This is a genomic window from Pseudomonas sp. TH06, from assembly GCF_016651305.1.
In the GTDB taxonomy this organism is placed as follows: domain Bacteria; phylum Pseudomonadota; class Gammaproteobacteria; order Pseudomonadales; family Pseudomonadaceae; genus Aquipseudomonas.
Window position 1 is genome coordinate 1,509,034 of sequence record NZ_JAEKEC010000001.1, and the last position, 11,324, is coordinate 1,520,357.

Sequence of the window (11,324 nt, forward strand, 5' to 3'; positions counted from 1 at the left end):
GGAGACGCCGTCATGGAACGTTCACCTTGGCACGCTGGCGAGCAACAGTTGCAAGCGCATGTAGGTGTTGCTGAACGCATGGAGGAATTCGGCCGTAAGGTGATTCGCACCTGGATGCCGGACCAGCACCGTGAGTTCTATCAGCAATTGCCGTTCATTCTGTACGGCGCGGTCGATGCTGAAGGTCGTCCGTGGGCCAGCGTGCTCGAAGGTGCGCCGGGGTTTGCCCATTCGCCAGACCCTGAGCATCTGCACTTCGACACGCTCCCGGCTGCCGATGATCCGGCGCCCTTGCGCAACGGCGAGCCTATCGGTCTGCTCGGCATCGAACTGCACACCCGTCGGCGCAATCGCCTCAACGGCCATGTCGGCGATTTGAATGACCTCGGTTTCACCCTGAGCGTCGATCAGGCGTTCGGCAACTGTCCGCAGTACATTCAGCTTCGGCAGTTTCAGCGTGTTCCGCTGAGTGATCCGCAGACGCGTCCGCCTCAGCATCTCGACAGGCTCGACGACGCGGCCACAGCCCTGATCGAAGGTGCCGACACGTTCTTTGTCGCCAGTTACGTCGACGTCGACGGTCAGCGTTCGGTGGATGTTTCTCACCGAGGCGGTCAGGCCGGGTTTGTACGCGTGGAAGGCAACCGTCTGACCATCCCGGATTTTGCCGGCAACTTGCACTTCAACACCCTCGGCAATTTGCTGCTCAACCCCAAGGCTGGCTTGCTGTTCATCGACTTTTCCACAGGCGATGTGCTGCAACTGAGCGGTCGCACCGAAATCATTCTCGATGACCCGCAAATCGCAGCCTTTCAAGGTGCGGAAAGGCTATGGACATTCGAGGTGGAAAAACTGGTGCGACGCCCGGCGGCACTGGCCTTGCGCTGGCGCTTCGACGGCATGTCGCCGACCAGTCTGTTGACCGGTAACTGGGCCGAGGCCGATGCGCGTTTGCAGGCGCAGGCGTTGGGCAACCGCTGGCGGCCGTTGCGGGTGGCGAAGATCGACATGGAAAGCCGCCACATCCGTTCGATCTATCTGGAGCCGGACGATGGCGCCGGTTTACCAGTATTTCAGGCAGGCCAGCACTTGCCGCTGCGCTTCACCCTCGATGGCGAAGTGCACATCCGCACGTATAGCCTGTCGAGTGCGCCGTCAGATGGTTTTTACCGCATCAGTGTGAAGCGCGAAGGACGGATTTCCACGCACCTGCATGAGCAGATTCGTGTCGGTGATGTGCTCGAAGCACGGGCGCCGCAAGGGCATTTCACCGTGGCGCCGCTGGAGCGCAGGCCTTTGGTGCTGCTGGCGGCCGGGGTCGGTATCACGCCGTTGCTGTCGATGCTGCGCGAGGTGGTGTATCAGGGCCTGCGCACTCGACGGATTCGTCCGACGTGGTTGATCCAGAGTTCACGCAGCCTCGCCGACCAGCCATTTCGCAAAGAGCTGGATCGTTTGCTGGAAGAGGCGGGTGATGCCGTGCGGGTCTTGCGCCTGCTGAGTCAGCCGGAAGCGGATGTGCATCCAGGTGAGGATTTTGATCAGCAGGGGCGCATCGACGCTGACCTGTTGCGCAATCTGCTAGAGGTCGAGGATTACGATCAGATCGATTTCGTCCTCTGCGGCCCTGGCGGTTTTACTCAGGGGCTGTACGACAGCCTGCGTGAACTGGACGTCAGTGATCGGCAGATCCACGCGGAAACCTTTGGCCCGTCGACCCTCAAGCGTCGTCCCGATCCGGACGCCAAGGTGATCGAACAACCACCCGCTGCCACCACGTCTGTGCCGGTTGTTTTCGAACGCTCGGCGAAAGAGGCGAGTTGGCAGCCGGACGGCGGCAGTCTGCTGGAACTGGCGGAAAGCCGTGGGCTGCACCCGGAGTTCAGTTGCCGCGGTGGTTCGTGTGGCACCTGCAAGACCCGGCTGGTCAGCGGTGCGGTGAATTATCCACAGCCTCCGGCCGAGGTGCCGGACGCCGGGCATGTGCTGATTTGCTGTGCGGTGCCAGCCCAAAGCGAACAACCGCTGGTGCTGGATCTCTGATCCGCGATACCCGTGTAGGAGCTGCCGGAGGCTGCGATCTTTTGATTTTGATTTTGATTTTAAAAAACAAGATCAAAAGATCGCAGCCTCCGGCAGCTCCTACACGGGTACCAGATTCAATTCTGCTTAGGCGTAGGACAACGCCTTTTCCTCCAGCAACTCTTGGTACAGATCCGTCCACTTGCGGCCCATTTCATCGGCTGTGAATAACTGCCGATAGCGCGCCTCAGCCTTCATCCCCATCTCTGCGGCGCGCAGCGGGTTTTCCCACAAGGTGCGCATGGCTTCGCGGAACGCCTGTGGATTACTCGGTGGCACCACCAGCCCGGTTTCGTTGTGGATATTGATGTAACTGGTGCCGGTGCCGATCTCGCTGGAGATCATCGGTTTGCCGTACATCGCACCTTCGAGCAGGGAAATGCCGAACGCCTCGGAACGCAGGTGTGACGGGAACACAATGGCGTAGCTCAGTTGCAGCAGCGCGACCTTGTCTTCATCGCCCAGGCGACCGAGGAAATGAATGTTGCGCAGCCCCAGCGCCGCAGCCTGGGCATGCAGCTCCTGCTCCAGCGGGCCGGCACCGACGATGACCACCGGGTAATCAACCTCTTTCAATGCATCGAGCAGGATGTGCAGGCCTTTGTAGTAACGCATCACCCCGACAAACAGGAAAAACTTATCCCCAAGCTGCTGGCGCCAGCGGTTTATCCGTTCGGCGTCCGGCTGTGGATAACCTGATTTATTCAAGCCGTAGGGAATGACCCGGGTCTTGTCCTGAAATTGCTGCAACACATCACTGGTGTGCAGGTAATTCGGTGAGGCGGCGACGATACGGTCGGCGCTGGCGAGGAAGCGATTCATCAGCGGACGGTAAAGTTTGAGCAGGTGTTTCTGGCGGATGATGTCTGAGTGATAGGTGACCACGCTGGGTTTGTTCGTGGTGCTGGCGAAGTGCACCAGGTCCATGAACGGCCAAGGAAAGTGGTAATTGACCACATCGGCCTCGGCGGCCAACTCGCGAAACTGTTTGAACACGCTCCAGGAAAATCCGGTGGAGGCGAACTGAATATCGAGTTTCGCCCGGTGCACTTCATGCTGCCCCAGTTGCACCACGGCGGGCGTCGGATCAGCGCTGAGGGTCAGCACCTGGCCGTCGATACCGTGCTGGGCGCCGCTTTCGCACAGTTGGAAGATCACTTGTTCGATGCCACCGACCGAATCAGGCAGGTACGTTTTGAAAAAATGAAGAACTCGCATTCAACCTCCCATGGCCTGGCGGTAGGCACCGGCCGTGGCCTGTGCACAACGCGTCCAGGTAAAAAGCCGTGCCTGCTGCAAACCGGCTTCTCGGCATGCCTGCCAGTGTGTTTGATCGTCGATCAGTCGACTCATCACGTCGCGTAAGCCGTCTGCATCGTCAGCATCAATATAATTACCGGCGTCACCCGCCACTTCCGGCATGGCCGAAGAGCGGGTGGTCACCACCGGGGTGCCGCTGGCCATGGCTTCCAGTACCGGCAAGCCGAAACCTTCGTACAGCGAAGGAAAAATCAGTGCCCGCGCGCCAGCGAGCAATTGCGCCACGTGTTCGTCGGGCAGATAACCGAGCAGGCACACATGTCCGCTGGCCAGTGCCTGGCGCAAGGGTTCACTGAACTGCTCACGCTGCCAACCGGCCATGCCGACAATCAGCAACGGAAACCGCTCGCGCACGCCTTCAGGCAGCAAGGCGTGGGCGCGCAAGGCCAGACTCAGGTTCTTGCGCGGCTCCAGCGTACCGACGCACAGGAAATACCCGCGTGCCTCGACGGCATGCGCCTTGAGGACCTTGTCGATGCTGTTTGGCTCGCGGGGATGGAAGCGTTCGGCGACACCCAATGGCGCCACGACAAAGCGCTCGGCGGGCAGCCCGAAATGTGCTTGAGCTTCGTCGGCAATCGCCTGCGAGTCCGTCAGGATCAGCCGCGCCTGCTGTACCCCGATGGACAGTCGCCGGTCGATTTCCTTGAGCCGTGCCGGTGGCTGAGTCTCGGGAAAATGCAGGTGGGTCAGATCATGCAGAGTGATCACGGTCGGGCCGTCAAAGGCCAGCGGCCACAGGCTCGGCTCGTGATACAGATCGAAGCCCTGCGCGCGGCCCTGATCGAAGCGTTTCTGTTCCAGCCAACGGCGTGCCTGGTACGCCCCGGGAATCTGCCGCAACAGTGGCGTAAAACGCGAATAGCCAGGCATGGCCGCTTCCGGCAACGCCGAACTCCAGCCCCAGCCGTGAAACAGACTCACGTCAACATCAGGTTCGTTGCGCAAGGCGTTGACCAGTTCGGCGACGTAGTGGCCGATACCGGTGCGCGGCGCCTGCAGAATCCGTGCGTTAAGAGCAATGCGCATGCTGACTCTGCGGGCCGACCGCTGAAGGGTTCACATTGCGTTCGATACGCTCGACCAGCTGCGCACTTGCTTCACGCCAACTCAGCCAGCGCCATTGTTCAAGGCCAAGGGGAGCAGGGAACACCTCGCTGCGTTCCATATCGGTGACCAGATCGGTCAGGCTCTGAGGGTCTGCCAAATCGAAATACGCCATGTAATCGCCGCCGATTTCGCGGAACACCGGGATGTCACTGCCCATCGCCGGCAAGCCGCGCTGCATCGCCTCCACCAGCGGCAAGCCGAAACCTTCGACGTGGGAGGGGAACACCAGCGCCGTCGCGTGGGAGTAGGCGTGTTCGAGGCTTTTGTCGGACAGCGAGTTGTACATGAACAAGCGCCGGTTCAGTTGGGGATGCCGGCGGATGCGTTCGATCAACGCCTCGCACTTCCAGCCGATCTTGCCGACGATGCATAACCGCGCTTTCGACCCCGCAGCCCAGGCGCGCTCGAACGCATCCAGCAGGTAAGCATGGTTTTTGCGCGGTTCGATGGTGCTGACCATGAGGAACACCGGATCCGCCGTTTCGAACAGTCGCAACAAACCGCGATCGACTTCGGCTTCGGCGTCGCTCAAGTCCAGCTCCGAGCCGAGGTGAAAATAATCGAACCAGCGCTGGCCGACCTGTTGCGCGCCGATGCGCCGCAGCATTTCTTCGCGGACCTGATCACGGATGGTGGTCGAGATCGCCACGTAGCCATCGGCCGTGCGGGCGATCCAGTCGAACCAGTCGTTGAATACCTTGACCAGCCCGGCATCGCAGAACTGCGGATGGGTCAGCGGGATCAAGTCGTAGATCACCGAAACGATACCGACCCCTTCACGCTTGAGTTGCTCGGCCAAAGGGAAAAAGTTGGCGTGCCAGGACGAGTCGAGCAGTACCAGTTGATCGCCGGCCCGATGCTGCAACGGCACGCAGCGCTCGGGGATCTGTTTGCCCTTGAGTGCTCGTCCCAGCAGGCGCATCGGCAGGCTGAAACAGGCGAAGGCTGTGAGCCGGCAACCGACATACAGGACCCGACGAGCGAAGTGCGACTGACTGAACGGGCGCCGCCGCTCCAGGGCTCGATGGCGCAACCAGAAGGCGCTGGCCCACTGTTCGAGTTTCACCCGCAGGCCGATCAGATCGAGCTTCAGCGATTTCAGCGGGGCCAGACGCTTAACCTGATACAAGCCACCGTCGATCATCACCACCGGAATGCATTCAAGGTTTTCGTCGGCGGCCGGAAGTTGCTGGATGACGTTGCGCACCACGCGTTGAATACCCGAGTTGGCGTCGGGGTGTTCGAAGACGTAAGTGCATTCCACCAACAGTCGCGTCATTTCGAGATCTCTCTGTCGGGCAGGGGCGCGAGGTGTTCCCCGGAACGGGTGATTTCAGTTTGCGCCTGCAGCCAGGCGCAACCGACAAAGTCTTCCTGGCGGTTGTTGATGACGTGGAAGATCAAACCGAAGTCGCGCCATTCGAAGTTGCGATCCAGATGCGAATCCAGACGCGACAGGCTCAGTGCTACCGAATAACTGCTCTTGCCCAGGCGCATGTCGAAAGCGAAGCGGAAGGTCACGCGCTCGCCGGCACTCAGATCGATGACCGGTTTATCGAGGCGATGGGTGTTGATGCCGTAAATCGCCTGGCCCAGACGATCCTTGATCATGAAGCCGAGAATCAGCCGTTCGATGTCTTCGCGCACTTCGGTCTGCACTTCCAGCACCACAGGCTGGCCGACTTCCGCGACTTCGAGACTGCGTCCCTGAGTATCGAGCAGGCGCACGCTGACGATCCCCGCTTCACCGGTGCCGGAAATGGTTTGCACCTGCCCATCGGCGAGCATCTCCTGACGCACGATCTGGCCTTCGCGCTGGGCGAGCATGGCGTTGTAGTAGTCCATGACTTCTTCGGGTTTACCGCGCATCGCCAGACGCCCGTGCTCCAGCAGGATCGCGCTGTCGCAGATCGACTGGATGGCCGAGCGGTCATGGGAGACGATCAGCAGGGTGGTGCCGGCCTTGCGGAAGCTGCGGATGCGTTCGAAGCTTTTGTGCTGGAAATAGGCATCGCCCACCGACAGCGCTTCGTCGACGATCAGGATATCCGGGCGGCGCGCGGTGGCGACACTGAACGCCAGACGCATCTGCATGCCACTGGAATAGGTGCGCACCGGCTGATCAATGGCCTCGCCGATCTCGGCAAAACTTTCGATCTGCGGCATCAGCGCCTCGATCTCTTCTACCTGCATGCCCAATAACTGGCCGGCCATGAACGCGTTCTGGCGACCGGTAAAGTCAGGATGAAAGCCCATGCCCAGTTCCAGCAGGGCAGCGACTCGACCTTGCAACTGGATCTGGCCGCGAGTCGGTTGGGTGGTGCCGGTGATCATCTTCAGCAACGTGCTTTTGCCCGCGCCGTTGACGCCGACGATGCCCACGGCTTCGCCCGCTTGAATCTCGAAATCGATGTCCTGCAAGACCCAGTGCAAGTGATGCCTGGGCCGGGAAAACGGCACCATCCATTCGAGCAGGCGGCTCCAGCGATTGGGGTATTGCTTATAGGCCTTGGCCAGGCCACTGACACGTATGCTGCCCATCAGAGTTCGTCCACCATTTCACCGATACGTTGGCGGAACAGGCGCAGCGCCATGGCGCAGAACAGCAGGCCGATGATCAGCAGCGGCATCAGCGACGGCCAGTTCGGCCACTGGTTATAGAGGAACACGTTCTGGTAACTGGTCATCAGCGCCGTCATCGGGTTGAGGCTGATCAGGTGCTGGATGCCTGGCGGCAGAATCGACAGCGGGTACACGATCGGTGTCAGCCAGAACCAGAATTGCAGGCAGATGCCGAACATTTGCCCGACATCGCGGAAGAACACGTTGAGGATGCCGAGGATCATCCCCAGTCCGGCGGCAAAGATCACTTGCACGATCAGCAGCGGTATCAGCGCCAGCAACGCCATGCCGGGCAGGCGTCCGCTGATCAGCAGGAAACCGAAAAACAGTGCCAGGATGATCGCGAAGTTGATCCCGGCATTGAACAGCGCAATCACCGGCAGGCAGATACGCGGAAAGCTGATTTTCTTCAGCAGGTTGGCGTTTTCCAGAAACATGCTCTGGCTGCGCGAGGTGATTTCGGCAAACAGACCCCAGGTCAGCAGGCCGGCGCACAGGTACACGCTGTAAGCCAGGCCGTCATCTACACCCGGCAGGCGTGCACGCATGATCTGGGAAAAGATCACCGTGTACACGACGATCATCGACAACGGATTGAGCACGGTCCACAGCGCGCCGAACAGCGAATTGCGATATCGCGCCTGAAACTCCCGTTTGACACTGCCGAGGATGAATCCACGGTAGCTGCGCAACGAGCGGTACAAGGAAAGCAGCATTCAGGCCGTCCTGCCGTAATCGTCTTCGAAGCGCACGATGTCGTCTTCACCCAGGTATTCGCCGCTTTGCACCTCGATGATCACCAGGTCGATCACGCCGGGGTTTTCCAGGCGATGCCGGTGTCCGGCGGCAATGAACGTCGACTCGTTCTTGGCCACCAGATGCGTGCCGGTGCCGTTGTTGGTGACCTTGGCCATGCCTTCGACCACCACCCAGTGTTCGTTGCGGTGATGATGCATTTGCAGGGAGAGCTTGCCGCCCGGTTTGACCACGATGCGTTTGATCTTGAAGCGCGGGCCTTCCTCCAGCACGGTGTAGGTGCCCCATGGACGGCTGACCGTACGGTGCAGGCGATAGGCTTCGTGGGATTTGTCCTTGAGCTGTTTGGCCACCCGACGGACATCCTGCGCGCGGTCGGCGTGGGCCACCAGCACGGCATCGGCGGTGTCGACGATGATCAGGTTATCCACACCGACAGCGGCGACCAGGCGGCCTTCGCTCTGGACGAAATTGTCATGGCTGTCGATGAAAATCGCTTCGCCGCTGGCGCGGTTGTTGTCGGCATCCGCCGGCACCAGTGCGGCGACCGCGCCCCACGAGCCGATATCGCTCCAGTCGAAACCGGCGGGCACCACGACGACTTTTTCCGAGCGCTCCATCAGCGCGTAGTCGATGGAGATGTCAGTAATTTCAGCGAACAGCGCCGGTGACAGTTCCTGTTGCAGGCAGCCGACGGTTTCCACCGGAGCGCTGGCGGCCATGCATGCGCGGGTTTGTTCCAGCAACTCAGGGGCATGCAATTGCAGTTCAGCGATCACGGTAGCGGTGGTGAAGCAGAACATCCCCGAGTTCCACAGGAAATTGCCGCTTTCCAGATAATGCGTGGCGGTTTGCAGGTCAGGTTTTTCCACGAAACGCTGCACTTTTGCAGCGCCTTTGGCGTCCAGTGGCGCACCGGTCTCGATGTAGCCGAAACCGGTTTCCGGCGCGGTCGGGATCACGCCGAAGGTCACCAGATAACCGTCCTTCGCCAGGTTAACCGCGTGCTCGACGGCACTTTTCAATGCGTTCTGATTAACGATCAAATGGTCCGCCGGCATCACCACCATGATCGCGTCGTCACCGTGCAATGCCTGCAGCGACAGGGCAGCCGCGGCAATCGCCGGGGCGGTGTTGCGCCCGGTCGGCTCCAGCAGGAAGTGCCCGCGATGGCGCGATACGTGGGCGGCGCAATAGTGATCCTTGCTCTGGAAGTAGTACTCGCGGTTGGTCACCGTGACGATGTCGCCCCAGCCGTCCAGCAATGCGGCGGCACGCTGATAGGTCTTGCCCAGCAGCGACTGGCCGTCGGGCAGGGTCATGAACGGCTTGGGGTGGCCCTCGCGGGACACCGGCCACAAACGGGTACCGGCACCGCCGGACAGAATCACGGGGATCAGCATGGCCTACTCCTTGGCGACGCGTTTCATGTCCGCATCCATCATCATGCGGATCAAGGTATCCAGGTCGGTCTTCGGCTTCCAGCCCAGCACGCGCTGAGCCTTGGCCGGGTTGCCGAGCAGCACTTCGACTTCGGCCGGACGGAAGAAGGCCGGGTCGATTTTCACGTAATCGCGGTAGTTGAGGCCGACGTGATCGAAGGCGATACGGCACATCTCGCGCACCGTCGTGGTGACGCCGGTGGCGACCACGAAATCGTCAGGTTTGTCCTGTTGCAGCATCAGCCACATCGCTTCGACGTAGTCGCCGGCGAAACCCCAGTCGCGTTTGGCGTCGATGTTGCCCAACGCCAGTTCCTGCTGCTTGCCCTGCTTGATGCGGGCGGCGGCGTCGGTGACTTTGCGGGTGACGAACTCGATGCCGCGCAGTGGCGATTCGTGGTTGAAGAGGATGCCGCTGCTGGCATGCAGGTTGAAACTTTCGCGGTAGTTGACGGTGATCCAGTGGCCGTAGAGCTTGGCCACGCCGTACGGGCTGCGCGGGTAGAACGGCGTGTTTTCGTCCTGCTGCTCAGCCTGGATCAGGCCGAACATTTCGCTGGTCGACGCCTGATAGAAGCGCGTGTGCGGGCTGAACTGGCGGATCGCTTCGAGCAAGTGCGTAACGCCCAGGCCATCGACGATGCCGGTGGTCACCGGCTGGTTCCACGAAGCGGCGACGAAACTCTGCGCCGCGAGGTTATAGATTTCGTCCGGAGCCGATTGAATGACAGCGCGTTGTACCGAGCAGGCATCCGCCATATCACCGTCGAGATAGACGATGTCGGCTTCGACGCCCATTTCGCGCAGACGCCAGCGTGAATCGCTGCTGCGCCGAGCCACAAAGCCATAAACCTTGTAGCCCTTGTCGAGCAGCAGTCTGGCCAGATAGGCGCCGTCCTGGCCGGTGATCCCTGTGATCAATGCACTTTTAGTCATTCTTGTCGTACTCGCGTCTCCCAGTCGGACAGGATCGCCCGCAGGGATTGTTGTGTAGTGATGTCTGGCGCCCATCCGGTGGTGTTGGCCAGTTTTGCGTGGCTGCCGCAAACGCGGCGCTGATCGGCGCGCCGCATGCGCGCCGGGTCCTGAACCAGTTGCATCTCGACTTCGGCGAGGTCCGCCAACTGCTCAATGAGACTGCGAATGCTTTGCTCACGCCCCGAGCAGATGTTGTAGACCTGCCCCGGTTGACCTTTTTCGAGCAGCGCAAAGTAGGCCGATACCACATCGCCGACATCAAGGAAGTCCCGCGTCACATCGATGTCGCCGACCTCGAGTTGCGGCGTTTGCAGACCCTGCTTGATGCGAGTGATCTGGCGGGCGGCGCTGGCGATGACAAAGCTGTCTTTCTGCCCGGTGCCGATATGATTGAACGGGCGCGCCACCAGCACTGGCCACTGCTCGCTCAGGCCCCATTGCAGGCTGAGAAATTCCGCCGAGAGTTTGCTCACCGCATAAGGGTTGCGCGGGCAGGGCGGTTGTTGCTCGGTGATCGGCAGATCGTTTTCAGCCACTTGGCCGTAAACGTCGCCGGAGCTGACATACAGGAAGGTGCCGGCAAAACCGCGCGTCTTGAGAGCCTGCAACAGATTGAGGGTGCCGAACAGATTGATGTCGAGGGTGCGCGCCGGGTCACGGAAGGCCTCGGGGACAAAGGTCTGCCCGGCCAGGTGAATGACAGCGTCGGGCAATTGCGGCCAGAGATCGACGAGGCTGTCGGCATTCGTGAGGTCGTAGGGCGAAGCGGCAGGCAGCAGTTCCCAAGACGAATCAGGTACTGCCAGACGTGACTGGATATGGTGTCCCACGAATCCGCTAAGACCCGTGACGAACAGACGCTTTTTCAAACAGCGACCCCTTGGTCTTGAACTTGCGCCACTTTCCCACAGGCCTTGAGGAAATATCCGTCAGATCGAAGAAAAAGCGTCTGCGGGACAAGCGAAGTCAAATGTTGTAGTTGTTTGTTACCAATCTGTGCCAATTGCTCGGCAA

At 60.5% G+C, this 11,324-nt stretch carries 9 protein-coding genes; 1 reads left to right on the plus strand and 8 read right to left on the minus strand.

Going from position 1 to position 11,324, the window contains the following annotated elements; all coding sequences use genetic code 11:
• Positions 1-12 precede the first annotated feature (12 nt).
• Positions 13-2,043: a pyridoxamine 5'-phosphate oxidase family protein gene (locus tag JFT86_RS06640; protein ID WP_201236197.1), complete on the plus strand. Its 2,031-nt coding sequence runs from the start codon at positions 13-15 to the stop codon at positions 2,041-2,043.
• Between the two features lie 126 nt (positions 2,044-2,169).
• On the opposite strand, the gene JFT86_RS06645 is transcribed toward JFT86_RS06640, so the two are convergent.
• The 8 genes from JFT86_RS06645 to JFT86_RS06680 are packed head-to-tail and all read right to left on the minus strand — an operon-like array spanning position 2,170 to position 11,179.
• Positions 2,170-3,300: a glycosyltransferase family 4 protein gene (locus JFT86_RS06645; protein WP_201236198.1), complete on the minus strand. Its 1,131-nt coding sequence runs from the start codon at positions 3,298-3,300 to the stop codon at positions 2,170-2,172.
• Positions 3,301-4,431: a glycosyltransferase family 1 protein gene (locus JFT86_RS06650; RefSeq protein ID WP_201236199.1), complete on the minus strand. Its 1,131-nt coding sequence runs from the start codon at positions 4,429-4,431 to the stop codon at positions 3,301-3,303.
• The gene (locus JFT86_RS06655) at positions 4,415-5,791 is read right to left on the minus strand and encodes a glycosyltransferase family 1 protein (RefSeq protein WP_201236200.1); all 1,377 of its coding nucleotides are present in this window, start codon (positions 5,789-5,791) and stop codon (positions 4,415-4,417) included. Before JFT86_RS06655 ends, JFT86_RS06650 begins: the two co-directional genes overlap by 17 nt.
• Positions 5,788-7,053, minus strand: a complete 1,266-nt coding sequence (locus JFT86_RS06660; RefSeq protein ID WP_201236201.1) for an ABC transporter ATP-binding protein — start codon at positions 7,051-7,053, stop codon at positions 5,788-5,790. The genes JFT86_RS06655 and JFT86_RS06660 overlap by 4 nt, the downstream gene beginning before the upstream one ends.
• Positions 7,053-7,850 (minus strand): ABC transporter permease, encoded by a 798-nt coding sequence (locus JFT86_RS06665; protein ID WP_201236202.1) that lies wholly within the window; start codon positions 7,848-7,850, stop codon positions 7,053-7,055. Before JFT86_RS06665 ends, JFT86_RS06660 begins: the two co-directional genes overlap by 1 nt.
• On the minus strand, positions 7,851-9,293 hold the full coding sequence (locus tag JFT86_RS06670) for a mannose-1-phosphate guanylyltransferase/mannose-6-phosphate isomerase (protein ID WP_201236203.1): 1,443 nt from the start codon (positions 9,291-9,293) through the stop codon (positions 7,851-7,853). It lies immediately after the preceding gene.
• Between the two features lie 3 nt (positions 9,294-9,296).
• Positions 9,297-10,268 carry a GDP-mannose 4,6-dehydratase gene (gene gmd, locus JFT86_RS06675; protein ID WP_095188704.1) on the minus strand — a complete coding sequence of 324 codons (972 nt, stop codon included), beginning with the start codon at positions 10,266-10,268 and terminating at the stop codon, positions 9,297-9,299.
• A complete protein-coding gene (locus JFT86_RS06680) occupies positions 10,265-11,179 on the minus strand; it encodes a GDP-mannose 4,6-dehydratase (protein WP_201236204.1) in 915 nt (304 codons plus the stop codon). The genes gmd and JFT86_RS06680 overlap by 4 nt, the downstream gene beginning before the upstream one ends.
• Positions 11,180-11,324: the final 145 nt, after the last annotated feature.

Excerpts from the sequence above, each read along its gene's own strand:
- JFT86_RS06660 (WP_201236201.1), bottom strand. The coding sequence starts at position 7,053 with ATGGGCAGCATACGTGTCAGTGGCCTGGCCAAGGCCTATAAGCAATAC.
- JFT86_RS06655 (WP_201236200.1), bottom strand. The coding sequence starts at position 5,791 with ATGACGCGACTGTTGGTGGAATGCACTTACGTCTTCGAACACCCCGAC.
- JFT86_RS06645 (WP_201236198.1), bottom strand. The coding sequence starts at position 3,300 with ATGCGAGTTCTTCATTTTTTCAAAACGTACCTGCCTGATTCGGTCGGT.
- JFT86_RS06670 (WP_201236203.1), bottom strand. The coding sequence starts at position 9,293 with ATGCTGATCCCCGTGATTCTGTCCGGCGGTGCCGGTACCCGTTTGTGG.
- JFT86_RS06650 (WP_201236199.1), bottom strand. The coding sequence starts at position 4,431 with ATGCGCATTGCTCTTAACGCACGGATTCTGCAGGCGCCGCGCACCGGT.
- JFT86_RS06665 (WP_201236202.1), bottom strand. The coding sequence starts at position 7,850 with ATGCTGCTTTCCTTGTACCGCTCGTTGCGCAGCTACCGTGGATTCATC.
- gmd (WP_095188704.1), bottom strand. The coding sequence starts at position 10,268 with ATGACTAAAAGTGCATTGATCACAGGGATCACCGGCCAGGACGGCGCC.
- JFT86_RS06640 (WP_201236197.1), top strand. The coding sequence starts at position 13 with ATGGAACGTTCACCTTGGCACGCTGGCGAGCAACAGTTGCAAGCGCAT.